Here is a 22,714-nt window from a genome sequence, read left to right as displayed (position 1 = left end):
GGCCGGTAGCCGGCCGGGCCGTATCGGCCCGGCCGCCGTTCGTCGGCCTCCTCAGCGGGTGCGCCGCCAAGGCCCGGTGATGGCCAGCATGATCCCCGGCTCCTGGATGTTGGCGTACAGCGTGCGCCCGTCCGGTGCGAAGCAGACGCCGGTGAACTCCGAGTACTCGGGGTTCTCGGCCGTCCCCATGTTCATCTCGTTGCGGGCGAGCGGATAGGTGCGGCCCGACTCCGTCGCGCCGAGCAGGTGCTGGACGCCCTCGCCGTCCTCCGCGATGACCAGACCGCCGTACGGCGACACCGTGATGTTGTCGGGGCCGTCGAAGGCACCGTCCTTGGACGGGTCGGGGTTCACCCCGAGCAGGACCATCAGCCGGATCGTGCGGCGCTTCGGGTCGTAGAACCACACCTGGCCGTCGTGCGCGGGGCCCGGGCTCTCGGACCGGGCATAGGAGGAGACGAAGTACGCTCCCCCGTCGGCCCACCACATGCCCTCCAGCTTGCGCGCCCGGGTCACGGCGTCCGCCCCGAACTGCTTGCGCACCGACGTCGTACGCCCGTCGCGGTCCGGGACCTCCACCCAGTCGACCCCGTACACGGTGCCGGTCTGCGTCGCGCGCGAGAGGTCGTCCACGAACCGCCCCGAGCTGTCGAAGCACTTGGCCGCCGCGAGCACGCCCGCGTCGGGGGCGAGCGTACGGAGCTTGCCGCGCCCGTGGCGGAAGCCGTGCGGCGGGGTCCAGCGGTAGAGCAGGCCGTTGGGGCCGGAGGCGTCCTCCGTGAGGTAGGCGTGGCCCTGGCGCGGGTCGATGACGACGGCTTCGTGCGCGTACCGCCCGAACGCCTTGACGGGCTGAGGGTCGCGGTTGGCACGGCGGTCGTGCGGATCGACCTCGAAGACGTAGCCGTGGTCCTTGGTCATCCCGTTCTTGCCGGCCAGGTCCTCGGTTTCCTCGCAGGTCAGCCAGGTGCCCCAGGGGGTGGCGCCGCCGGCGCAGTTGGTGGACGTACCGGCGATGCCGACCCATTCGGCGACCTCGCCGCCGCGGCGGACCTCGACGACCGTACAGCCGCCGGAGGCCGCGGGGTCGTAGACGAGGCCCTCGGTGAGCGGGACCGGGCGGGCCCAGCCGGAGCGGGGGCCCTTCAACTCGTGGTTGTTGACGAGGAGGGTGACTCCGCGTGCGCCCTCGAAGGCGGCCGTGCCGTCGTGGTTGGAGGGGGTGCTCTCACCGGAGTCGAGCTTCGTCACGCCGCTGTGGGTGATGACGCGGTACGTGAAACCGGCCGGGAGGGCGAGGATTCCGGCCGGGTCGGAGACGAGCGGGCCGTAGCCGGGCTCGCGCGGGTGACCGTTCTCCTCGTGCCACGCGGTGCCGTCGGCCGCAAGCGCGCCGGGGGCGGTGGCGAGCGCGCCGACGGTCCCGGTGAGTGCGACTCCCGCACCGGCGATGACGGTGCGGGAGGTGAAGTCTCTGCGGCTGAGGGGCATCGTGGCTCCAAGGGGTGGACGGTGGTGCGCCTGTCGTACGGTCGTCGGCGCACACGCTCGCGCCCGCACGTGAACGCCGGCTGAACTACCCCCGGCACCGGACTGTCCCTCGCCCGCGCCTCGGAATGGCGAACTCCGGCCTTTGATCGGCTCGTTGTACCCCCTTGCGGACGCCGGCCCGGACCCTGCCGTCGCGGCGAGCCGCCGGGGCCGCCGGGCGCGCAACAGGAACCGGTGCCCCCGCCGCCCGATGCCCCGCCCCGAGCCGGGCCGCCCTCACCGGCCCCGCCGGCACCGGCGCGGGCGGGTGGTGGAGTCTGCCTGCTCCGCACCGGCACCGGCGGGGCCGCCCGCCCGGGAGGCGGGCCCTCGCCGGGCGGGCGGACCGGGGCACCCGAAACGCCCGGCCGCCCCGTTCCCGAGCCGGGCCGGAGCCGGGACGGACCCCGGGCCGGGCCGGAGCCGGCCGGGACACGGCGGACCTGCCGGCCCTGGGGCGCCCGGTCTCGGTCGACCGGGCCGGTAGGTGCCCGCACTCGACAGCCCGCCCGGGTCCGGCGCGCCCCAAGCCCGGCGCGCCCCAGCCCGTCACGGGACACCCGGTCCGATACCGGTGGGAAACCCGGCGCCCACGCCCCGCGCCGACGGCCGGGAACACACCTGGTCCGGGACCCGGCGAACCCGACCACCGGTACGCCACCTGCCGTCCGACCGGCCGGCCGAGGCCCGCCACCGGGCGGCCGGCAGCCGCGGGTGACCCCACCGAACACCTGGCCCGACCTGGGCCCGGGCCGCCACCCCGGCCTCCGCCCACCGCCCGGTGGCGCGCTCGAAGTCCCCGGCGGGCCCGACCACTGGTACGCCGCCCGGGCCGACAGGAGCGCGGGCCGGCGGCCACGGATGGCCCACCGGCCGGAACACCCCGCCGCCCCGCCCCCAAGAAGGGTGTCAGCGGCGGCGGGAGCGGGCCTTGAAGGCGGCCTTGCGGGCTGCCTTCGCCGCCTTCTTGTCCGGGTGCAGGCGGCCCATCGCCTCCAGGACGTCCGCCGTCGCCGGGTGCTCCACCCGCCAGACCTCGTCGAAGAACCCGGCGTGGTGTCCCGTCAGGCTCCGCATCAACAGAGGCAGTTCCTCCGCCTCCCCGTCCGCCGCGAGCTGCGCCGCGATCGTGTCGACCGTCAGCCAGAACACCATCGCCCCGTCCGGGGCCGGTACGTCCGTCGCCCCCCGCTCGGCCAGCCAGACCCGTGCCAGCCCGCCCAGGCGCGGGTCCTCCAGCACCGCCCGGACCGCGGGTTCCGCCTCCGGTCCGGCCGGGGCGAGGGCCTGTTGGCAGCGCAGCCGGCGCAGCGGGGCCCCTTCGTCGTCACCCCGCGCCGCGTCGAGCAGTTCGGCGACCGCCGACGGCAGTTCGCGTCCGGCCAGCCACTGCTCCATCTCGGCCTGCGCCGCGTGCTCCGGGTAGTGGGAGACGGCGTCCAGCAGCGCGTCGGCGCCCTTGTCGGCCAGTTCACCGATCGCGGGCGCCTCCACCCCGGCTTCGAGCATGCGGGCGCGGACGCCGTACAGGCCGAGGGGAGTCAGCCGCACCATGCCGTACCGGGCGATGTCGTCCTCGTCCGCGTCGGCCGGGCCCGGGAGCAACTCCTCGTCGTCCGTCCCCGCCATCAGCTCTTGGTCCACGGGCCGGAACTCGACCAGCCCGATGGGTTCCAGCTGCCGGAACTGGTCGTCGAGGCGCATCATCGCGTCGGAGACCTGCTCCAACACCGCGTCGGTCGGCTCCCCCATGTCGTCGGGGACGACCATGGAGGCGGCGAGGACGGGCAGCGGCACCGGGCTCTCCCCCGCGCCGCCCTCCGCCACCGTGAGCAGGTAGAGGTTGGCGAGGACCCCGTCCAGGAAGTCCGCTTCGCGCGCCGGGTTCCAGTCGAGGCGGTCGAAGTCGATTTCCCCGGCGCCCTCCAGCGCGTCGACGAGGTCGTTCAGAGGGGGCACGGCGGCGTCCGCGAGGACGGCGTCCAAGGCGGCCAGCCACAGGTCGAGCACGTCGGCGGGCGCGCCCGCGCCGATCAGCGCGAGGTCCTCGCCGGGGGCGGCGGTGCCGTGCTCCGGCGCACCGGCGCCGCCGCCCGGCGAGGCGGCGCCGGATTCCGGTTCGCCTTCGGCTTCGGCTTCGGGCGCGGCCTCGGCCTCGGCCTCGGCCTCATGTTCGAGTTCGGGTTCGGTCACGTCGACCAGCCCGGTGTCGACGGCCACCCGCCATGCCTGGCTCGCGTACATCGGGCCGTCCGGGTCGACCGCGTCGAACCCGAGTACGGTCGCGGCCCGCGGCAACTGGTCGGCGGCCAGCTCGCCGCCGATCTCGACGCGCGTGTCGGGTCCGGCCCACCGCGCGAGGCGCACGGCCCGGGCGAACAGGGGTGCGACGAGGGCGTCGCGGGCCAGCTCCGCATCGGAGTGCAGCCGTACCGGCGGCAGCGTGGGGTGCGGCTCTGCGGACATGGGGCGGTTCTCCTCGGGGACGCGGTGGTGGGACCGTCGGGCCGAACGGCGACGCCCAGCGTAGACGCATATCGGGCACGTCCAGGGGGCCAACGCCTTTGGTTCATCCCACAGTCAGCTGCCGTCTTCCCTGGAGACCTTGACAACTTCACGCCCCACGCAGGAAATTGACGCGCGTAGACATAGCGAAGACCCAGCCCCAAACCCTCCACACCATTCCGGGCACCCGCGGTCCTTCGGGTTCCCCCCTCCACACACCGGAGTTCCTGACCATGCGCTCCTCGCACCCCCGTTCCGCCGCCATCGCGGCCCTCGTCGCCACGGCCCTGGCCACCGGGCTGCTCGCGGGCTCCGCCGACGCCGCTGAGGGCGCCGCGTCCGCCGATCAGGTCCGCATCCACGACATCCAGGGCACCACCCGGATATCCCCGCTCAACGGCAAGCAGGTCACCGGCGTCGAGGGCATCGTCACCGGCGTGCGCACGTTCGGCTCGCGCGGCTTCTGGATGCAGGACCCGGACGCCGACGACGACGCCGCCACCAGTGAGGGCATCTTCGTCTTCACGAGCTCGGTCCCGACCGTCGCGGTCGGCGACGCCGTCAAGGTGAACGGCACGGTCGGCGAGTACGTCCCGGGCGGGGTCTCCTCCGGCAACCAGTCGATCACCCAGATCGCCAAGCCGGCCGTCACGGTGGTCTCCTCCGGCAACGCGCTGCCCGAGGCCGTAACGATCAACGAGTACAGCGTTCCCGCCGAGTACGCCCCGGCGGGCGACGCGTCCGCCGCCGGCAGCATCAACGGCCTGCCGCTGGACCCCTCGCGGTACGCCCTGGACTACTACGAGTCCCTGGAGGGCATGAACGTCCGCATCGGCACCTCACGCGTCGTCGGCCCCACCGACCCGTACTCGGAGCTGTGGGTCACGGTGAAGGGCTGGGAGAACACCGCCAAGCGCGGCGGCACGCTCTACGGCTCGTACGAGTCCCAGAACACCGGCCGTCTCCAGGTCCAGCAGCTCGCGCCGCTCGCGCAGCAGCCCTTCCCCGTGGCGAACGTCGGCGACAAGCTGACCGGCACCACCGAGGGCCCCCTCGACTACAACCAGTTCGGCGGCTACACCCTGGTCGCGCGCACCCTCGGGCAGGTCCAGGCGGGCACGCTCGCCCCCGAGAAGACCAAGGCGCAGGCTCCGGGCGAGCTGGCGGTGGCCACGTACAACGTCGAGAACCTCGACCCGTCCGATCCCCAGACGAAGTTCGACAACCTGGCGAAGGCCGTCGTCGAGAACCTCGCCTCCCCCGACATCGTGGCCCTGGAGGAGATCCAGGACGACAACGGCGCCAAGAACGACGGCACCGTCTCCGCGGAGCAGACGCTGACCAAGTTCACCGCCGCCATCGCGGCGGCGGGCGGTCCCGCCTACCAGTGGCGGACCATCAACCCGGAGAACAACAAGGACGGCGGCGAGCCCGGCGGCAACATCCGCCAGGTGTTCCTGTTCAACCCGGCCCGCGTCTCGTTCACCGACCGCGCGGCCGGCGATTCCACCACCGCGACCGGCGTGACGACGGAGAAGGGCCACGCGGCCCTGACCCACTCCCCCGGCCGGATCGACCCGGCCAACCCGGCGTGGACCGACAGCCGCAAGCCGCTGGCGGGCGAGTTCGTCTTCCGCGGCCGGACGGTCTTCGTGATCGCCAACCACTTCACCTCGAAGGGCGGCGACGAGGGCCTGACCTCCGCGCACCAGCCTCCGGTGCGGTCCTCGGAGGCCAAGCGGCTGCTCCAGGCGCAGGCCGTGAACGGCTTCGTCAAGGACATCCTGGCGACCGAGAAGAACGCCGACGTCCTCGCGGTCGGCGACATCAACGACTTCGAGTTCTCGGGGACGGCGAAGGCGCTGGAGGACGGCGGCGCGCTGTACTCGGCGATCAAGTCGCTGCCGAAGGCGGAACGTTACTCCTATGTCTACCAGGGCAACGCGCAGGTGCTGGACCAGATCCTGACCAGCCCGGCGGTGAAGAACTTCTCCTACGACAGCGTGCACATCAACGCCGAGTTCTCCGCCCAGAACAGCGACCACGACCCGCAGGTGCTGCGCTTCCGCCCGTAACCGCGGTCCGCGGGCCGTAGGCCGCAGGCCGCAGGCGGCCCGGGCGCTCTCCCGCCCGGGCCGCCTGCCACACTGCCGCCATGATCCTCCGCACCGCGACCCGTGCCGACCTGCCCGTCCTCCTGGCCCTCCTGGCGGACGGCGACGACGCCCCGGTCACCGAGGCGCACGAGCGGGCCTTCGCCGCCATCGGGGCGGACCCGCGCAACGAGATGCTCGTCCTGGCGGACGGCGACCGGGTGCTGGGCTGCCTCCAACTGACGTACATCCCGGGTCTCGGCCAGGGCGGCCGGGAGCGGGCGCTGATCGAGGCGGTACGGGTGCGCCCCGAGCTGCGGGGGGACGGGCTGGGCACGGAACTGATGGAGCGGGCGGTGGCGCGGGCCCGCGAGCGCGGCTGCGCTCTGGTGCAGCTGACCAGTAACAAGCGCCGGGTCCACGCGCATCGCTTCTACGAGCGGCTGGGTTTCGCCCGCAGCCACGACGGGTTCAAGCTGTCGCTGACGGGCTGAGCGCGATCGACGGGAGGGCGAGATGAGGAGTTTCGTCCCCGACGTGACGCCGGCCACATCCGTGCCCATTCCACCCGGGTTGTGGTGTTGAGTATCCCCACGCCGAAACCCGCTCGACCCGACGAACCGACGCCTGACCCGCCGAACCGACGCCGGACCCGCGCCCGACGCGCCCGACCCGTGCCGCGCGCACGCCAGGCCCACGCCCGATCCCGTCCCCCCGCACACCCGGAGGACCGCGTGTTCCCCTCCATCTCCCTCGCCCGGGAAATCGGCGTGGCCGTGCTGCTCTTGGCCGCGCTGGTCTGGGTCATCGGCCTCGGCCACATGCTGTGGGGCAGCAGGTTCCACCACCCCGAGCCCGGCTCGCACGAGGGCCTCGCGGCCATCCCGGGCCAGCGCGGCCCGGCCGGCCACCCGATGGAGACGGTCGAGCTGACCGAGGAGGAGGAACGGGCCTTCGCCGGCCTGATCCGCACCATCGCCCTCCACTGAGGACCCCGTCCCGCGCGAACGCCCTCCCACCCCGCTCGGGGGTGTGGGAGGGCGTTCGCGCGTACCGGCCGGGCGGGCCGGCTCAGTTGTGGCTGTGCAGGACCTCGTTCAGGCCGCCCCAGACCGCGTTGTTCGGGCGGGCCTCGACGGCGCCGGTGACCGAGTTGCGGCGGAAGAGGATGTTGCTCGCGCCCGACAGCTCCAGGGCCTTGACGATCTGGCCGTCCGGCAGGGTGACGCGGGTGCCGGCGGTGACGTAGAGGCCGGCCTCGACGATGCACTCGTCGCCCAGCGCGATGCCGACGCCCGCCTCGGCGCCGACCAGGCAGCGCTCGCCGATCGAGATGATCTGCTTGCCGCCGCCCGAGAGGGTGCCCATGGTGGACGCGCCGCCGCCGATGTCCGAGCCGTCGCCGATCACGACGCCGGCCGAGATGCGGCCCTCGATCATGGAGGTGCCGAGGGTGCCGGCGTTGAAGTTGACGAAGCCCTCGTGCATGACGGTGGTGCCCTCGGCGAGGTGCGCGCCGAGGCGGACGCGGTCGGCGTCGGCGATGCGGACGCCCTTGGGGGCGACGTAGTCCGTCATCCGCGGGAACTTGTCGATCGAGGTGACCTGGAGGTGCAGGCCCTCGGCACGGGCGTTCAGCCGCACGGTCTCGACCTGGTCGACGGCGACCGGGCCGAGCGAGGTCCACGCGACGTTGGCCAGCAGGCCGAAGAGGCCGTCCAGGTTCTGGCCGTGCGGCTTGACCAGGCGGTGGCTCAGCAGGTGCAGGCGCAGGTACGCGTCGTGGGCGTCCAGCGGCTTGTCGTCGAGCGAGGCGATCACGGTGCGGACGGCTACGACCTCGACGCCGCGGCGCGCGTCCGGCCCGAGGGCCTTGGGCGCGGCCTCGCCGAGCAGCTCCACGGCGCGCTCGGCGGTGAGGCGCTCGGTGCCGGCCGGGCCGGGCTCGGCGACCAGCTCGGGGGCGGGGAACCAGGTGTCGAGGACGGTGCCGTCGGCGGCGAGGGTGGCAAGTCCGGCGGCGACGGCGCCGGTGGTACGCGTAGCAGTCATATCCGAAACCTAACCGGCCAGGGGCTCGCGTCGCGAACCGGTCTCATGTGCCGGGCGCGCTTCCCGTCCCCCGGCGCGACGGGCGTCCCCCACTCGGGCGTCACCCCCGCGGGCCTGCCGCGCCGACGCCGTGAACACCGCCCCGCCCGCACCCACCGCCAGCGCGGCGCACAGCGGCCAGAGCAGCCCCGGCGCGGCGGAGTACAGGGCCCCGCCCAGCGGCGCGCCGAGCACGACGCCGCTGATCGAGACCCCGGCGTACAGGCTCTGGAACCTGCCGACCGCGTGTTCCGGCGCCTGGTCGGCCACGTAGGCGGTGGCGGTGGTCTTGTAGAGGATCTCTCCGAGGCTCAGCAGCACCATCATGACGACGGCGCTCGCCGCGCCCGCCCCGCCGAGCAGCGCCGCGTACCCGGCGCCGACGAGCACCAGCCCGGTGGCGATGACGGGCAGCGGCGGGCGGTGGCGCAGGGCGACGGCGGCGGGCAGCTCCAGCAGCAGGATGACGCCCCCGTTGAGCGCGATGACCAGCCCGAAGGCGCCGACGTCGAGACCGTGGTCGGCGAGGAACACCGGGAAGGTGCCGTACTGCTGGCGGTAGACGAGGTCGGTGACGAGGATCGCGCCGAGCAGGACGAGCACGGCCGGCCTCGCCCGCAGTTCCCCCCATACGCCGCGGCCCCGACCCCCGTCCGGGGCCGCGGCGGGCTTCCCGGAGGCGCCGCGGGCCGGCACGACCCGGGCGGTCCAGACGGCGAAGAGGAGGCTGCCGAGGCCGTCGGCGACGAAGAGCCAGTCGTAGGACAGGGCGGTCGCGACGAGGGCCCCCAGGGGCGGGCCGAGGGTGAAGCCGCCGTTGGAGACGCAGCGCACCACGGCGAACGCCTGCCGGCGGGACCCTTCCGGGACGGTCACGGCGACCAGCGCGGAGTTGGCCGCGCGGATCACGCCCGAGGCGTACTGGGCCACCGGCAGGGCGGCGTACAGCAGCGGCGTGGGCAGCAGCGGAAGACTCACCAGGGTCAGCCCGCCGAGGCCGGCGGCGGCGAGGAGGACCCGGCGGTGGCCGAAACGGTCGCCGTACCAGCCGCCGGTGAAGTTCCCGGCGACCATGCCGATGCCTCCGACGCCGACGGCGACACCCGCCTGGGCCGGACCGAGCCCGCGCGGGCCCGAGAGGTAGAGGAAGACGAAGACGAACGTGAAGCTGACGACCGCGTTGACGAACACTCCCGCCGCCAGCAGCCACACGACCCTCGGCACGTCCCCGAACGCCGGCGCCCCGAACCTCGGCCCCCGGAACCCCGGTCTCCCGAACCACTGCGGCACAGCCACCCACCTCCGAGTAAGTTCCTTTTGGGAACGGACTATGTCAGCATGGCAGCCTCGGGTCAACGGACAAAGGAGTTCCCATGGCCCAGCGCACCACCCTCGGTGACGCGGACTGCTCCATCGCCCAGGCCCTCGACGTCGTCGGGGACTGGTGGACGCTGCTGATCGTGCGCGACGCCGCCCGCGGCGTGCACCGCTTCGAGGCGTTCCAGCGCGAGCTGGGCATGTCCCGCAAGGTGCTCACCGAGCGGCTGCGGCTGCTCGTGGACGCCGGGGTGCTGGCGCGCGTGCCGTACCAGGACCGCCCGGTGCGGCACGAGTACCGGCTGACCCCGCGCGGGCGGGGCCTGCTGCCGGTGCTGGTCGCCCTCCAGGACTGGGGCGACACCTGGATCCTCGGAGAGGGAGAGATGACGGCGACGACGACGGAATCCTCGCGCGAGGCGGTACGGGTCCACGCGCTGCGCGGCAGCAGACTGCCGGAGCTGCTGCTGCCGGACCGGTTCGGCGAGCCGCGCGACCCGGTGGCCGACACCCCGTTCACCGTCCTGTACTGCTTCCCGGGAGCGTACGCGCGGGCGGAGTCCTACCCGCCGGGCTGGGCGGGGATTCCCGGGGCGAAGGGCTGCACGCTGGAGTCGTGCACCTACCGGGACCAGCTGGCGCAGTTCACGGCGGCGGGCGCGACGGTGCACGGGGTCTCCACCCAACGCCCCGACGAGCAGAAGGAGTTCGCGGAGGCGGAGGGCCTGCGTTTCCCGCTGCTCTCGGACGCGGACCTGGAACTGGTCGCGGCGCTCCGGCTGCCGACCTTCCGGGCGGCGGGGGTGAGCCGGATCAAGCGGCTGACCCTGGTCGTGGACCGGGAGCGGACCGTGCGCGAGGTGTTCTACCCGATCCGGGACATCGAGGCGAGCGTCCGGGCCGCCCTCGCCGCCGTCCGCTCCGACGGTCCCTGAGCGGGCCACGCCGACCGCGCCCGAGCCGACGGCCCGGGAGCGGCGGGCCCGCCTACGGCTCCCCCAGCACCCGCGCCAACAGCCCGCGCGCGTACGGCTCGTCGTACTCGGCCTCGGTCAGCAGGACCTGGAGGCTGATGCCGTCCAACACCGCCGACACCGCTCGGGCCGTCGCCGCGTCCACCCGCTCGGCCAGCGCCGCCACCACCGCGTCGCACCACTCGGCCGCCACCGGCCGCAGCGCCGGCTTGCGCAGGGCGGCCAGGTACAGCTCGTACTCCAGCTCCGCGCCCGCCCGGTCCGCCGTCAGGAACTCCCCCAGCCGGCGGGCCAGCGCCCCCGCCAGGTCGCCGTCCCCGAGCTCGGACAGCGCCGCCGCGAAGCCCTCGTTCGTCTGCCGCAGCGCCGCCACCAGCAGCTCGTCCAGTGTCGCGAAGTGGTAGGTCGTCGACCCCAGCGGTACGTCGGCCTCCGCCGCCACACTGCGGTGGCTCAGCCCCGCGATGCCCTTGGCACCGACCACCCGGATCGCCGCGTCGATGATCCGCTGCCGTCGGTCGGGGTCGTGGCGGCGCGCCATCAGTGCGTCGCCCCGCCCAGGTTGAGCAGGACCACCCCGCCGATGATCAGGGCGATTCCGGCGATCTTCGCCGCGGTGGCCGCCTCCCCCAGGAACACCATCCCGATGGCGGCGATGGCGGCCGTGCCGACCCCGGCCCATATCGCGTAGGCCGTGCCCACCGACATGGATTTCAGGGTCTGCGCGAGCAGGGTGAAGGCGATGAGGTACCCCGTCAGCGTGCCGAGCGAGGGCCAGAGCCGGGTGAAACCGTCGCTGTACTTCATGGCGGTGGTCCCGGCCACCTCGGAGGCGATGGCCGCCGCGAGCAACACATAAGGCATGTGTACGACAGTACACATGCCTTACGTACGCCGGTACACAAAGGCCGGTCAGTTCAGCGTGAACCAGGCCGCGCGCGTCTTCTTCCACTCCGGGTGCGTGAGGTCCTTGGCCTCGACCCCGTCGCCGTACAGGTCCGCCGAGCCGCTGTCGGTGATCAGCTGCACCCTGGCGCCCGGGACGGTCAGGTCGGGCACGTCCACGATGGCCTCCCAGCCGCCGGGGTCGGTCGTCGGCAGGTCGGCCCGCTTGACCGGGGCGTGGCCGGCGATGCCGTCCCACTGGTAGAGGGCGTACGGGTCGGAGTTGTCGTCGGCGGCCCAGGAACCGGCGAGGATCAGGTACTGGTCCGCCGCGTTCTTGCGGATGTCGCGGACGGAGAGACCGCCGAGGTCCAGCTCGATGCCCGGCCCGAAGACGGCCTTGGAGCCGCTCGACAGCACCTTGTCGAAGTTGGTCACCGGCACGAGCAGCGCCTTGCCGCCCGGGACGGCCGGCGCCAGCGGCGCCCGGAACCCCAGGTAGGCGGTGGTCGTGGAGCCGGGCGCGAACTCCAGCCCCTCGACGTTGAACCCGTCGATCTGCTTGGGCGCCTCGCCGGCCGCGGTCCCGGCGGCGAAGCCGTACCGGTTCCCGTTCCCCTTGTCCCAGGCCACCAGGTCGTCACGGAGCTGCTTGTACGAGCGTCCGTAGGCCAGTTGCGTGCCCGGGCCGGAGCCGCTGACGGTGGTGGTGAACACGGTGTTCCGGGGCGCCTTGTACTCGCCGTCCTTGTTGTTGCCGAGCGAGCCGGTCCAGTAGACGGTGTCGCCGATCCGGGTCGCCCCCTCGATGTCCACCTCCTTGGTGACACCGAGCTGGGAACTGAAGTCCCAGGTCCGCACGGGCGCGGCGGAGCGGGCGCGATCGTACAGGCGCAGCACGTTGTTCTCGTCGTCGGCGACGACGGTGTAGCCGCCGCCGACGTCCACGGCGGCCGAGGAGTCCGAGGCGCCGCTGAAGTAGCGGGCGTCGGCGGGGTCGCCCACCGCGGCGGAGGCCGCGTAGGACAGGGTCTTGGTGGCGGTCTTGCCGCCGAGTCCGGTCACCTTGACGGTCAGGTCGGTGTAGCCGCGGCCCCGTGCGGTGACGGCGAGCCGCCGGACCGCGCCGGACCCGGTGACCGTGACGTCGCCCGCCCCGGCGACGGAGCTCTTGCCGGACGCGGAGGCGCTGACGGTCAGCGCGGACACGTCGGCGCCGCTCTGCCCGATGGTGACGGCGACCGTCTGGTCACCTACTCCGCCGACGGCGCCGGACAGGTAGGACGAGGACAGGGTGATGGTCGGCGTACCGTACGTGACCGCGTGCGCGGGCAGGGCCGCCCCGGCGACGACCAACGCCGCGATGGCGGCGGTGCCCAGCTGCTTCTTCATCCGAAGGGTCCTCTCGTGTGCGTTCGCCACCTCGTGACGTCCGTCGAGAAGATTCGGCCGGCGTGGCCAACTCCCGGTGCACGCGGATCGACCACGGAAAGAACACGCAGGGCGGCGGAACCGGCGAAAACACGGAGGGCCCCCGGCACGACCGTGCCGGGGGCCCTCTCGCGAACGCGGGAACTCAGACGTTGAAGCCGAGCGCGCGCAACTGCTCACGGCCGTCGTCCGTGATCTTGTCCGGGCCCCACGGGGGCATCCAGACCCAGTTGATGCGGAGTTCGTTGACGATGCCGTCCGTCGCCGACTTCGCCTGGTCCTCGATGACGTCCGTCAGCGGGCAGGCCGCCGACGTCAGCGTCATGTCGAGGGTGGCGATGTTCGCGTCGTCGATGTGGATGCCGTAGATCAGGCCCAGGTTGACGACGTCGATGCCCAGCTCGGGGTCGACCACGTCGTAGAGGGCCTCGCGGACCTCTTCCTCGGTGGCCGGCTTGATCGACGCCTCGGGCGTCGCGTTCTCGGTCATGCCGTCTTCCTCTCGGCGTCGCCCAGTGCCTGGGCGGTCGCGTCCTTCCACGCCATCCAGCTCAGCAGAGCACACTTCACCCGCGCCGGATACTTGGAGACGCCGACGAACGCGACCGCGTCCTCCAGCACCTCCTCCATGGCCTCGTCGGGCTCGATCTTGCCCTTGGACTGCATCATCTCCAGGAACACGGCCTGGATCTTCCGCGCCTCGGCCAGCTCCTTGCCGACGAGCAGCTCGTTCAGTACGGACGCGCTGGCCTGGCTGATGGAGCAGCCCTGGCCCTCGTAGGAGACGTCGGTGAGCGTCTCCCCGTCGTACTTCACACGCAGCGTGATCTCGTCGCCACAGGTGGGGTTGACGTGGTGCACCTCGGCATCGCCGTCGCGCAGGCCACGCCCGTGCGGGTGCTTGTAGTGGTCCAGGATCAGTTCCTGGTACATCGAATCCAGCTTCACAGCGCTCTCGTCCGCCTCGTCGTCGTCCGACTCGTCGTCATCCGAAGAAGTTCCGTACGTGCTCAAGCCCGTCGATCAGCGCGTCGACCTCGGCCGGAGAGGAGTACAGGTAGAAAGACGCTCGTGTCGTCGCGGGAATTCCGTACCGCAGGCAAACCGGGCGCGCGCAGTGGTGTCCCACGCGGACCGCGATGCCCTGCTCGTCCAGCACCTGCCCGACGTCGTGCGGGTGGATGTCCCCGAGGACGAAGGAGATCGCGGCGCCGCGGTCCTCGGCCGTGGTCGGGCCGATGATCCGCAGGTCCGGCACCTCGGCGAGGCGCTTGACCGCGTATTCGGTGATCGCGTGCTCATGGGCGGCGATCTTGTCCATGCCGATCGCGGTCAGGTAGTCCACGGCCGCGCCGAGGCCGACGGCCTGGGCGATCGGGGGCGTACCCGCCTCGAACTTGTGCGGCGCGGGAGCGTAGGTCGAGGCGTGCATCGACACGGTCTCGATCATCTCGCCGCCGCCGAGGAACGGCGGCAGGTCCTCCAGGAGCTCCTGGCGGCCCCACAGGACGCCGATGCCGGTCGGGCCGCACATCTTGTGGCCGGTGAAGGCCACGAAGTCGGCGCCGAGCGCCTGTACGTCGAGCGGCATGTGCGGCGCGGCCTGCGAGGCGTCGATCAGCACGAGGGCGCCGACGTCCTGGGCGCGCCGGACGATCGCCTCGACCGGGTTGACGGTGCCCATGATGTTGGAGACCAGCGTGAAGGAGACGATCTTCGTCTTCTCCGTGATGACCTCTTCGATGTTGGACAGGTCGAGCCGGCCGTCGTCGGTGAGGCCGAACCACTTCAACTTCGCGCCGGTGCGCTGCGACAGCAGCTGCCACGGGACGATGTTGGAGTGGTGCTCCATCTCCGTGATGGCGATCTCGGTCTCGCGGTCGACCCGGTAGGGCTCGTCCGCCCAACCGAGCATGTTCGCGACCAGGTTGAGCGACTCCGAGGCGTTCTTGGTGAAGATCACCTCATCGCGGCTCGGCGCGTTGATGAAGGCGGCGACCTTGTCGCGGGCGCCCTCGTACAGCGCCGTGGCCTCCTCGGCGAGCACGTGAACGCCGCGGTGGACGTTGGCGTTGTGCTGCTCGTAATACTCGTTCAGCGCGTCGAGCACCTGGCGCGGCTTCTGCGAGGTCGCCGCGTTGTCCAGGTAAACGATCTTCTTCCCGTCGTGGACCACACGATCCAGCAGGGGGAAGTCCTTGCGGATCGCCTCGATGTCGAGGAGGCCAGGCAGCTGTGTCACGCGGTCGCGCCACCCTTCGTGCTGTACGCCTCGTAGCCTTCCGCCTCCAGCTTGTCGGCGAGCTCGGCGCCGCCGGACTCGACGATGCGGCCTTCCGAGAAGACGTGGACGAAGTCGGGCTTGATGTAGCGGAGGATCCGCGTGTAGTGCGTGATCAGCAGCGTGCCGACCTCGCCGGTCGCGCGGACGCGGTTGACGCCCTCGGAGACCTGGCGCAGGGCGTCGACGTCGAGGCCGGAGTCCGTCTCGTCGAGGATCGCGATCTTCGGCTTGAGGAGCTCCAGCTGGAGGATCTCGTGGCGCTTCTTCTCACCGCCGGAGAAGCCCTCGTTGACGTTGCGCTCGGCGAAGGCCGGGTCCATCTGGAGCTGCTCCATGGCGGACTTGACCTCCTTCACCCAGGTGCGCAGCTTCGGCGCCTCGCCGCGGATGGCGGTGGCGGAGGTGCGCAGGAAGTTGGAGACCGAGACGCCGGGGACCTCGACCGGGTACTGCATGGCGAGGAAGACGCCGGCGCGGGCGCGCTCGTCGACGGACATCTCCAGGACGTCTTCGCCGTCGAGGGTCACGGTGCCACCGGTGATGGTGTACTTCGGGTGACCGGCCAGCGAGTACGCGAGCGTGGACTTGCCGGAGCCGTTGGGACCCATGATGGCGTGCGTCTCACCCTGCTTGACGGTGAGGTCGACGCCCTTGAGGATCTCGCGGGCACCATTCTCGGCCTCGACGGAGACGTGCAGGTCGTGGATTTCAAGCGTTGCCATGGATACCTCAGGACTCCTGGGTGAGGGAGACGAGCACGTCGTCCCCTTCGATCTTTACGGGGTATACGGGGACGGGGCGCGTGGCGGGGAGGCCGGACGGCTTGCCGGTGCGCAGGTCGAAGGCCGAGCCGTGCAACCAGCACTCGATCATGCAGTCCTCGACCTCGCCCTCCGAGAGGGAGACGTTCGCGTGCGAGCAGATGTCGTTGATCGCGAACACCTCCCCCTCGGCGCGGACGATGGACACCGGCGTGCCGTCGAGCTCCACCCGCTTGGGGGTGCTCTCCTCCAGCTCGCTCAGCGCGCATGCCTTGACGAAATTCATCAGACGGAACCCTGGAGCTCGGCCTCGATCTTGGCGAGCAGGCGCTCCTCGATGTCGGGGACACCGATGTGCTGGACGAGCTCGGCGAAGAAGCCGCGCACGACCAGGCGCCGCGCCTCGTCGGCCGGGATGCCGCGGGCCTGGAGGTAGAAGAGCTGCTCGTCGTCGAAGCGGCCGGTCGCGGAGGCGTGGCCGGCGCCGACGATCTCGCCGGTCTCGATCTCCAGGTTCGGCACGGAGTCGACCCGGGCGCCGTCCGTGAGGACGAGGTTGCGGTTCATCTCGTACGTGTCGGTGCCCTCGGCGGTCTTCTCGATGAGCACGTCACCGATCCAGACGGCGTGGGCGTCCTGGCCCTGGAGCGCGCCCTTGTAGACCACGTGGGACTTGCAGTGCGGGGCGTCGTGCGTGACCAGGAGGCGGTGCTCCTGGTGCTGGCCGGCGTCCGTGAAGTACAGGCCGAGCAGCTCGGCCTCGCCGCCGGGGCCCGCGTAGCTGATCCGCGGGTGCAGGCGCACGACGTCGCCGCCGAAGGTGACGACGATCGACTTGAAGCTCGCGTCGCGGCCGACCAGCGTGTTGTGCTGGGAGCAGTGCACGGCGGTGTCGTCCCAGTCCTGGACCGACACGACGGTGAGCTTGGCGCCGTCGCCGACGACGAACTCGACGTTGGCGGCGCGCACGCCGTCACCGGTGTGGTCGATGACGATGACGGCCTCGGCGAAGGCCTGCACGTCGAAGACGGTGTGACCGAAGGTGGTGCCGCCCTCTCCGTGCAGCGAGACGCGCACGGGCTCGTCCAGGACGGTCTCCTTGGGCACGGTGACGACCGTGGCCTTGGCGAAGGAGGAGAACGCCTGGGCGGCGACCCGGTCCACGGGGGCGCCGGCCCTGCCGATGCGGGCGTCATCGCGCTCGACCGACTCGATCGTGACGACGTCGGGGGCGTCGATCTGGGCCTTCATGGTGCCGTTGGCGACCGCGGTGCCGTCGTGGAGACCACGCAGGCGCGCCAGCGGAGTGAAGCGCCACTCCTCCTCGCGGCCGTGGGGGACGGGGAAGTCCGCCACGTCGAAGGACGGGGGTGCACTCATCCGGGTGGCGACGGTGGACTCTGCGGCCACCGCGATCGCGCCGGCGGTGGTCGAGCCCGCCGGGATGTTCTGAGCCTCAGCCATGGCTGTCGTGTTGCTCACTCTCTTGTAAAGCGCTGCCTGCGTCGAAGAATTGCCGCTGATGCGGGGTGGTCGGACTAACCGACCGATCCCTCCATCTGCAGTTCGATCAGCCGGTTCAGCTCCAGCGCGTACTCCATGGGCAGCTCACGCGCGATGGGCTCGACGAAGCCGCGCACGATCATGGCCATGGCCTCGAACTCCGTCAGGCCGCGGCTCATCAGGTAGAAGAGCTGGTCGTCGGAGACCTTGGAGACGGTGGCCTCGTGGCCCATGGAGACGTCGTCCTCGCGGACGTCGACGTACGGGTACGTGTCCGACCGGGAGATCGTGTCGACCAGCAGCGCGTCGCACAGCACGTTGGACTTGGAGCCGTGCGCGCCCTCGCCGATCTCGACCAGGCCGCGGTAGGAGGTGCGGCCGCCGCCCCGCGCCACCGACTTGGAGACGATGTTGGAGGAGGTGTGCGGCGCCATGTGGACCATCTTGGAGCCGGCGTCCTGGTGCTGGCCCTCGCCCGCGAAGGCGATGGACAGGGTCTCGCCCTTGGCGTGCTCGCCCATCAGGTAGACGGCCGGGTACTTCATGGTGACCTTGGAGCCGATGTTGCCGTCGATCCACTCCATGGTCGCGCCCTCGTACGCCACGGCACGCTTGGTGACCAGGTTGTAGACGTTGTTCGACCAGTTCTGGATGGTCGTGTAGCGGCAGCGGCCGCCCTTCTTGACGATGATCTCGACCACGGCGCTGTGCAGCGAGTCCGAGGAGTAGATCGGGGCGGTGCAACCCTCGACGTAGTGGACGTAGGCGTCCTCGTCCACGATGATCAGCGTCCGCTCGAACTGGCCCATGTTCTCCGTGTTGATACGGAAGTAGGCCTGGAGCGGGATGTCGACCTTGACGCCCTTGGGGACGTAGATGAACGAGCCGCCCGACCACACGGCGGTGTTCAGCGACGCGAACTTGTTGTCGCCGACCGGGATGACCGTGCCGAAGTACTCCTGGAAGAGCTCCGGGTGCTCCTTGAGCGCGGTGTCCGTGTCGAGGAAGATCACGCCCTGCTCCTCCAGGTCCTCGCGGATCTGGTGGTAGACGACCTCGGACTCGTACTGGGCCGCGACACCGGCGACGAGGCGCTGCTTCTCCGCCTCGGGGATGCCGAGCTTGTCGTAGGTGTTCTTGATGTCCTGCGGCAGGTCCTCCCAGGAAGCGGCCTGCTTCTCGGTGGAGCGCACGAAGTACTTGATGTTGTCGAAGTCGATGCCGGAGAGGTCGGAGCCCCAGTTCGGCATGGGCTTCTTGGCGAACAGCTTGAGGCCCTTGAGGCGGAGGTTCAGCATCCACTCCGGCTCGGACTTCTTGCCGGAGATGTCGCGGACGACCTCTTCGGACAGACCCCGCTTGGCAGCGGCACCGGCCGCGTCGGAGTCGGCCCAGCCGTATTCGTAGGTGCCCAGGCCATCGAGCTCAGGGTGAGCAGTCTCCGTGGTCATGCGGGGTTCCTCCCGGCCGTGCTTGCAGATACTGATGTGTCGGTCTGTGCGGCGCCCGTGGCGCCGGCGCTTCCGCTTCGCGGAATGAACGTCGTGCACACCCCGTCGCCGTGGGCGATGGTGGCGAGTCGCTGCACATGTGTCCCGAGCAGGCGGGAGAAGACCTCGGTCTCCGCCTCGCAGAGCTGCGGGAACTGCTCGGCTACGTGGGCCACCGGGCAGTGGTGCTGGCAGAGCTGTTCACCGCTGTGCGGACCGGGAGCGCTCTTCGCCGTAGCAGCGTACCCGTCCGCGGTCAACGCCTTGGCCAGGGCCTCGGTGCGGGCCTCGGGGGCGGCCGACGCGACGGATTCCCGGTAGGTCTCCGCCTGTGCGGCCATGCGCGCCCGGGCGAAGGCGGCGACGGCCGCTTCGCCCTGCTCGCCCCCGCCGGCGGCCTGCGCGATCCAGCGCATGGCGTCCACGGCGAGCGAGTCGTAGGACTGGTCGAAGGCGTCCCGACCGCAGTCGGTGAGTGCGAAGACCTTGGCGGGCCGCCCCCGGGTGCGCGCCCCGTAGACGCGCTGCGCGCGGGGTGCGACCACGTCGTCCGCGACGAGTGCGTCGAGGTGACGGCGCACGGCGGCCTGGGTGAGGCCGAGGCGCTGCGCGAGGTCGGCGACGGTGGACGGACCGTGGTCCAGGATGGAGCGAGCGACCCGGTCGCGGGTTGACCGCTCCCCGGTTGCGAGCTCCCCCTGAGGGGTCTCGATCATCCGTCCGCCGTATTTCACAACGCCATTGTTGCGTAATTAGTCGAGGCCAGACAAGCCGTGACGGACGCCACTCCTGGTGTCCTCCATCACTAAGGGTTACCTTATTTACTTAAAAGATCACCGAAAGCCGCACGTGAGAGCGAGTTCCGGCCCCCTTCACCCCACGGCCCGGGGGGCCGTCCGGCCCTCCGTAGACTCACCCGCATGAGTAACGACCCCGCCGTGGAGATCCGCGGACTGGTGAAGCGGTACGGCCCGAAAACCGCGGTGGACGGCCTCGACCTCACCGTCCGCAAGGCCTCGGTCACCGCCGTCCTCGGCCCCAACGGCGCGGGCAAGACCACCACCGTCGAGATCTGCGAGGGCTACCTGCGCCCCGACGCCGGCGCCGTGCGCGTCCTCGGCCTCGACCCGATCGCCCAGGCCCCGGCCCTGCGCCCGCGGGTCGGCGTGATGCTCCAGTCCGGCGGCGTGTACTCCGGCGCCCGGGCCGTGGAGATGCTGCGCCACATGGCGAGCCTCTACGCCGACCCGCTCGATGTCGCCGGCCTGGTGGAACGCCTCGGCCTCGGCGGCTGCGGACGCACCCCCTACCGCCGGCTCTCCGGCGGCCAGCAACAGCGCCTGGCCCTGGCCATGGCCGTCGTGGGCCGCCCCGAGCTGGTCTTCCTGGACGAGCCGACCGCCGGCCTCGACCCGCAGGCCCGCCGCGCGACCTGGGACCTGGTACGGGAACTGCGCGCCGACGGCGTCGGCGTCGTGCTCACCACCCACCACATGGACGAGGCCGAACAGCTCGCCGACGAGGTCGCCATCGTGGACGCGGGCAAGGTCATCGCCCACGGCAGCCCCGAGCTGCTGTGCCGCGGCGGCGCCGAGAACACCCTGCGCTTCACCGGCCGTCCCTCCCTCGACCTGGCCTCGCTGCTCAAGGCGCTGCCCGACGGCACCCAGGCGGCCGAGCTCGGCGCGGGCGTCTACCGGGTCACCGGAGAGGTCGACCCGCAGTTGCTGGCGACCGTGGCCTCCTGGTGCGCGCAGAACGGGGTGATGCCGGACAGCCTCACGGTGGAGCGGCACACCCTCGAAGACGTCTTCCTGGAACTCACGGGCAAGGAGCTGCGCGCATGAGCGCCGGTACGTTCACCCCCCGCCCCGCGGCCGCCCCCGTCTCCCGGATGATCAGGGCGCAGGCCCTGCTGGAGACGCGGATGCTGCTGCGCAACGGCGAGCAACTGCTGCTGACCGTGATCATCCCGGCCCTGCTGCTGGTGCTGTTCTCGACCGTGGACATCGTCGATGTGCCCGTCACCGGCGGCGGAACCGGCAAGTCGGTCGACTTCCTCGCGCCCGGCGTCCTCGCCCTCGCCGTGATGTCCACCGCCTTCACCGGCCAGGCCATCGCCACCGGCTTCGACCGTCGCTACGGGGTGCTCAAGCGGCTCGGCGCCTCCCCGTTGCCGCGCTGGGCGCTGATGGCCGCCAAGACCCTGTCGGTCCTGGTCACCGAGGTGCTCCAGGTCGCCCTGCTCACGGTGATCGCCCTGGCGCTGGGCTGGTCGCCGCACGGGAACCCGCTCGCCGTCGCCGCGCTGCTCCTGCTGGGCACCGCCGCCTTCTCCGGGCTCGGGCTGCTGATGGCGGGCACGCTGAAGGCCGAGGTGACCCTGGCCGGCGCGAACCTGGTGTTCCTGCTGCTGCTGGTCGGCGGCGGGGTCATCGTGCCGCTGGAGAAGTTCCCGGGCGCGGTGCGCTCCGTACTGGAACTGCTGCCCATCTCGGCGCTGTCCGACGGGCTGCGCGAGGTACTCCGGCACGGGGCGGCGATGCCGTGGGGCGACGCGGCCGTGCTGGCCTGCTGGGCGGTGCTGGGCCTGGGCGCCGCCGCCCGCTTCTTCCGCTGGGAGTGAATCCCTTCCCCCGTTCGTTGTCCGGGCGCGAGGATGGGCGCCGCCGCACATCGGCGACGCACTCCAGGACACCGGGAGCGGGGCATGGGACAGCGCGAAGCCGTTCTGCGGCTGGACCGGCAGTGGGCGAGGATCCGCTCGGGGGCCGCGCAGGCCGAGCCCGGCGAGGACGACCGGCTGCTCGCCGAGCTGATCGGCGCCCTGCGCGAGCCCGCCCGCACCGATGCCGAGTGTGCGGCGCGTCTCGGCCTGCGCCTGGGTGACCTCGCGGCCCGCCGGTTCGCCGCCGGGGACCGCGCGGGGGCCCTGTCCGCCGTCGAGGAGGCGCTGCGGCACGCCGGGGACGCGGCCGGGCACGATCCCGAGTACGCCCGCTGGTACGCCCGGGCCCTCATCAACCAGGGCGTCTGGCTGGCCTGGCCGCTGAGCGACGCGGACCGACTGCCCCGCTATCCGCTCGGCTCGGCCGGGGAGACCGGCCCGAGCCCCATGGAACGGGCGGCCGGTGAGCGCGCCCGGGACGTGACCCGGGCCGCCGTCGAGGTCTGGGCGGCCCTCGACCGCGACGATCCGGTCAACCGGCGCGGGCTCGCGCAGGCCGAGGTGTTCCTCGGGGACCGGCTCGCCGAGCTGGGCTCCACCGAGGACGCGGTGGCCTGGGCGGTGGACGCGGAGGCCGGCTTCCGTCGCATCCTGCGCTCCGCGCCGGGCCCGGAGGAGGCGGAGGAGGCCGAGGCCGCGCTCGACCACATCGGCCGCCAGGTGGAGCTGCGGCTGCGCCACCTGACCTTCGACTCCCTCGCCCGCCTGCGCGCCGGCGGGCGGCTGCCCGATCGGCTGTTGCCCCTGGCCGTGGTGGCCGCCCGCGTCCAGGGCGCCCCGGAACCCGAGATCGCGGCGCGCTTGGGCCTGGGAGCCGAGCAGGTCGCCACGATGCTGGAGGTGACGCCCTGGACGGCGGTGTGGCGCGTCGAGGTGCGCGGCGCGGACGGACTGTGGACCGTCCCGGGGCAGCCCTGGCACGGCGCGTCCGAGGTCCGCGACCGTACGGCCGAGGAGGTCGCGACCGAGTTGATCCGCGGGTTCCGGGCCTCCGCGCGGTACCCGGGCGAGGAGGGCTTCTGGCGCGTGCGGGTGTGGTGGCACGAGGAGGGCGACCCGGCCGCCGCCAAGTTCCGCCTGGTCATCGGCCCGGACGCACCTCTGGGCACCCCCTCGTGAAAC

The 22,714-nt window shown here is 72.0% G+C and carries 22 protein-coding genes; 7 read left to right on the top strand and 15 right to left on the bottom strand.

Going from position 1 to position 22,714, the window contains the following annotated elements; all coding sequences use genetic code 11:
* Positions 1-51 precede the first annotated feature (51 nt).
* Positions 52-1,491 carry an alkaline phosphatase PhoX gene (locus tag ACFVXJ_RS21575; RefSeq protein ID WP_389663783.1) on the bottom strand — a complete coding sequence of 480 codons (1,440 nt, stop codon included), beginning with the start codon at positions 1,489-1,491 and terminating at the stop codon, positions 52-54.
* Positions 1,492-2,439: 948 nt separating this feature from the next.
* A complete protein-coding gene (locus ACFVXJ_RS21570; RefSeq protein WP_389663782.1) occupies positions 2,440-3,996 on the bottom strand; it encodes a hypothetical protein in 1,557 nt (518 codons plus the stop codon).
* Positions 3,997-4,268: 272 nt separating this feature from the next.
* Between ACFVXJ_RS21570 and ACFVXJ_RS21565 the strand changes: the two genes are divergently transcribed.
* From ACFVXJ_RS21565 to ACFVXJ_RS21555, 3 genes are all read left to right on the top strand, one after another.
* Positions 4,269-6,110: an endonuclease/exonuclease/phosphatase family protein gene (locus tag ACFVXJ_RS21565; protein ID WP_389663780.1), complete on the top strand. Its 1,842-nt coding sequence runs from the start codon at positions 4,269-4,271 to the stop codon at positions 6,108-6,110.
* An 80-nt stretch (positions 6,111-6,190) separates the two neighbouring features.
* Positions 6,191-6,622, top strand: coding sequence for a GNAT family N-acetyltransferase (locus tag ACFVXJ_RS21560; RefSeq protein WP_389663778.1), 432 nt, complete (start codon positions 6,191-6,193; stop codon positions 6,620-6,622).
* 240 nt (positions 6,623-6,862) lie between these two features.
* A complete protein-coding gene (locus ACFVXJ_RS21555; protein WP_389663777.1) occupies positions 6,863-7,117 on the top strand; it encodes a hypothetical protein in 255 nt (84 codons plus the stop codon).
* Positions 7,118-7,199: 82 nt separating this feature from the next.
* Here the strand turns inward: ACFVXJ_RS21555 and dapD are convergent, their stop codons facing one another.
* Together dapD and ACFVXJ_RS21545 are read right to left on the bottom strand one after the other, a co-directional pair.
* A complete protein-coding gene (dapD, locus tag ACFVXJ_RS21550; protein ID WP_389663775.1) occupies positions 7,200-8,180 on the bottom strand; it encodes a 2,3,4,5-tetrahydropyridine-2,6-dicarboxylate N-succinyltransferase in 981 nt (326 codons plus the stop codon).
* A 9-nt stretch (positions 8,181-8,189) separates the two neighbouring features.
* Positions 8,190-9,443, bottom strand: coding sequence for an MFS transporter (locus tag ACFVXJ_RS21545; RefSeq protein WP_389663773.1), 1,254 nt, complete (start codon positions 9,441-9,443; stop codon positions 8,190-8,192).
* A gap of 149 nt (positions 9,444-9,592) precedes the next feature.
* Here ACFVXJ_RS21545 and ACFVXJ_RS21540 point away from each other — a divergent pair, with 149 nt between their 5' ends.
* A complete protein-coding gene (locus ACFVXJ_RS21540) occupies positions 9,593-10,471 on the top strand; it encodes a winged helix-turn-helix transcriptional regulator (RefSeq protein WP_389663772.1) in 879 nt (292 codons plus the stop codon).
* A 52-nt stretch (positions 10,472-10,523) separates the two neighbouring features.
* Here ACFVXJ_RS21540 and ACFVXJ_RS21535 read toward each other — a convergent pair whose 3' ends face one another.
* From ACFVXJ_RS21535 to ACFVXJ_RS21485, 11 genes are all read right to left on the bottom strand, one after another.
* A complete protein-coding gene (locus ACFVXJ_RS21535; RefSeq protein WP_389663770.1) occupies positions 10,524-11,051 on the bottom strand; it encodes a TetR/AcrR family transcriptional regulator in 528 nt (175 codons plus the stop codon).
* A complete protein-coding gene (locus tag ACFVXJ_RS21530; protein WP_389663768.1) occupies positions 11,051-11,374 on the bottom strand; it encodes a DMT family transporter in 324 nt (107 codons plus the stop codon). Before ACFVXJ_RS21530 ends, ACFVXJ_RS21535 begins: the two co-directional genes overlap by 1 nt.
* A gap of 48 nt (positions 11,375-11,422) precedes the next feature.
* Positions 11,423-12,787, bottom strand: a complete 1,365-nt coding sequence (locus ACFVXJ_RS21525; RefSeq protein WP_389663766.1) for a hypothetical protein — start codon at positions 12,785-12,787, stop codon at positions 11,423-11,425.
* Between the two features lie 184 nt (positions 12,788-12,971).
* The gene (locus ACFVXJ_RS21520; protein ID WP_030388904.1) at positions 12,972-13,316 is read right to left on the bottom strand and encodes a metal-sulfur cluster assembly factor; all 345 of its coding nucleotides are present in this window, start codon (positions 13,314-13,316) and stop codon (positions 12,972-12,974) included.
* Positions 13,313-13,774, bottom strand: coding sequence for a Fe-S cluster assembly sulfur transfer protein SufU (gene sufU, locus ACFVXJ_RS21515; RefSeq protein ID WP_361313835.1), 462 nt, complete (start codon positions 13,772-13,774; stop codon positions 13,313-13,315). The genes ACFVXJ_RS21520 and sufU overlap by 4 nt, the downstream gene beginning before the upstream one ends.
* A 37-nt stretch (positions 13,775-13,811) precedes the next feature.
* A complete protein-coding gene (locus tag ACFVXJ_RS21510; RefSeq protein WP_389663764.1) occupies positions 13,812-15,068 on the bottom strand; it encodes a cysteine desulfurase in 1,257 nt (418 codons plus the stop codon).
* Positions 15,065-15,832, bottom strand: a complete 768-nt coding sequence (gene sufC, locus ACFVXJ_RS21505; RefSeq protein ID WP_266630406.1) for a Fe-S cluster assembly ATPase SufC — start codon at positions 15,830-15,832, stop codon at positions 15,065-15,067. Before sufC ends, ACFVXJ_RS21510 begins: the two co-directional genes overlap by 4 nt.
* A gap of 7 nt (positions 15,833-15,839) precedes the next feature.
* Positions 15,840-16,157: a bifunctional 3-phenylpropionate/cinnamic acid dioxygenase ferredoxin subunit gene (locus tag ACFVXJ_RS21500; protein WP_389663763.1), complete on the bottom strand. Its 318-nt coding sequence runs from the start codon at positions 16,155-16,157 to the stop codon at positions 15,840-15,842.
* Positions 16,157-17,335 carry a Fe-S cluster assembly protein SufD gene (gene sufD / locus ACFVXJ_RS21495; protein ID WP_389663761.1) on the bottom strand — a complete coding sequence of 393 codons (1,179 nt, stop codon included), beginning with the start codon at positions 17,333-17,335 and terminating at the stop codon, positions 16,157-16,159. Before sufD ends, ACFVXJ_RS21500 begins: the two co-directional genes overlap by 1 nt.
* A gap of 74 nt (positions 17,336-17,409) precedes the next feature.
* Positions 17,410-18,825, bottom strand: coding sequence for a Fe-S cluster assembly protein SufB (gene sufB, locus ACFVXJ_RS21490; protein WP_389663759.1), 1,416 nt, complete (start codon positions 18,823-18,825; stop codon positions 17,410-17,412).
* On the bottom strand, positions 18,822-19,598 hold the full coding sequence (locus tag ACFVXJ_RS21485) for a helix-turn-helix transcriptional regulator (RefSeq protein ID WP_389663757.1): 777 nt from the start codon (positions 19,596-19,598) through the stop codon (positions 18,822-18,824). The genes sufB and ACFVXJ_RS21485 overlap by 4 nt, the downstream gene beginning before the upstream one ends.
* A 186-nt stretch (positions 19,599-19,784) precedes the next feature.
* Between ACFVXJ_RS21485 and ACFVXJ_RS21480 the strand changes: the two genes are divergently transcribed.
* From ACFVXJ_RS21480 to ACFVXJ_RS21470, 3 genes are all read left to right on the top strand, one after another.
* The gene (locus ACFVXJ_RS21480) at positions 19,785-20,711 is read left to right on the top strand and encodes an ABC transporter ATP-binding protein (RefSeq protein ID WP_389663755.1); all 927 of its coding nucleotides are present in this window, start codon (positions 19,785-19,787) and stop codon (positions 20,709-20,711) included.
* Positions 20,708-21,490, top strand: coding sequence for an ABC transporter permease (locus ACFVXJ_RS21475; RefSeq protein ID WP_389663753.1), 783 nt, complete (start codon positions 20,708-20,710; stop codon positions 21,488-21,490). The genes ACFVXJ_RS21480 and ACFVXJ_RS21475 overlap by 4 nt, the downstream gene beginning before the upstream one ends.
* Before the next feature lie 84 nt (positions 21,491-21,574).
* The gene (locus tag ACFVXJ_RS21470; protein WP_389663751.1) at positions 21,575-22,711 is read left to right on the top strand and encodes a hypothetical protein; all 1,137 of its coding nucleotides are present in this window, start codon (positions 21,575-21,577) and stop codon (positions 22,709-22,711) included.
* The last annotated feature ends 3 nt before the right edge of the window (positions 22,712-22,714 follow it).

This window comes from Streptomyces sp. NPDC058279 (assembly GCF_042881255.1).
In the GTDB taxonomy this organism is placed as follows: domain Bacteria; phylum Actinomycetota; class Actinomycetes; order Streptomycetales; family Streptomycetaceae; genus Streptomyces.
Note: the sequence above shows the minus strand (reverse complement) of the source record. Positions and strands in the feature narration are given on the sequence as shown.

Excerpts from the sequence above, each read along its gene's own strand:
- ACFVXJ_RS21575 (WP_389663783.1), bottom strand. The coding sequence starts at position 1,491 with ATGCCCCTCAGCCGCAGAGACTTCACCTCCCGCACCGTCATCGCCGGT.
- ACFVXJ_RS21570 (WP_389663782.1), bottom strand. The coding sequence starts at position 3,996 with ATGTCCGCAGAGCCGCACCCCACGCTGCCGCCGGTACGGCTGCACTCC.
- ACFVXJ_RS21565 (WP_389663780.1), top strand. The coding sequence starts at position 4,269 with ATGCGCTCCTCGCACCCCCGTTCCGCCGCCATCGCGGCCCTCGTCGCC.
- ACFVXJ_RS21560 (WP_389663778.1), top strand. The coding sequence starts at position 6,191 with ATGATCCTCCGCACCGCGACCCGTGCCGACCTGCCCGTCCTCCTGGCC.
- dapD (WP_389663775.1), bottom strand. The coding sequence starts at position 8,180 with ATGACTGCTACGCGTACCACCGGCGCCGTCGCCGCCGGACTTGCCACC.
- ACFVXJ_RS21540 (WP_389663772.1), top strand. The coding sequence starts at position 9,593 with ATGGCCCAGCGCACCACCCTCGGTGACGCGGACTGCTCCATCGCCCAG.
- ACFVXJ_RS21535 (WP_389663770.1), bottom strand. The coding sequence starts at position 11,051 with ATGGCGCGCCGCCACGACCCCGACCGACGGCAGCGGATCATCGACGCG.
- ACFVXJ_RS21530 (WP_389663768.1), bottom strand. The coding sequence starts at position 11,374 with ATGCCTTATGTGTTGCTCGCGGCGGCCATCGCCTCCGAGGTGGCCGGG.
- ACFVXJ_RS21525 (WP_389663766.1), bottom strand. The coding sequence starts at position 12,787 with ATGAAGAAGCAGCTGGGCACCGCCGCCATCGCGGCGTTGGTCGTCGCC.
- ACFVXJ_RS21520 (WP_030388904.1), bottom strand. The coding sequence starts at position 13,316 with ATGACCGAGAACGCGACGCCCGAGGCGTCGATCAAGCCGGCCACCGAG.
- sufC (WP_266630406.1), bottom strand. The coding sequence starts at position 15,832 with ATGGCAACGCTTGAAATCCACGACCTGCACGTCTCCGTCGAGGCCGAG.
- ACFVXJ_RS21500 (WP_389663763.1), bottom strand. The coding sequence starts at position 16,157 with ATGAATTTCGTCAAGGCATGCGCGCTGAGCGAGCTGGAGGAGAGCACC.
- sufD (WP_389663761.1), bottom strand. The coding sequence starts at position 17,335 with ATGGCTGAGGCTCAGAACATCCCGGCGGGCTCGACCACCGCCGGCGCG.
- sufB (WP_389663759.1), bottom strand. The coding sequence starts at position 18,825 with ATGACCACGGAGACTGCTCACCCTGAGCTCGATGGCCTGGGCACCTAC.
- ACFVXJ_RS21480 (WP_389663755.1), top strand. The coding sequence starts at position 19,785 with ATGAGTAACGACCCCGCCGTGGAGATCCGCGGACTGGTGAAGCGGTAC.
- ACFVXJ_RS21475 (WP_389663753.1), top strand. The coding sequence starts at position 20,708 with ATGAGCGCCGGTACGTTCACCCCCCGCCCCGCGGCCGCCCCCGTCTCC.
- ACFVXJ_RS21470 (WP_389663751.1), top strand. The coding sequence starts at position 21,575 with ATGGGACAGCGCGAAGCCGTTCTGCGGCTGGACCGGCAGTGGGCGAGG.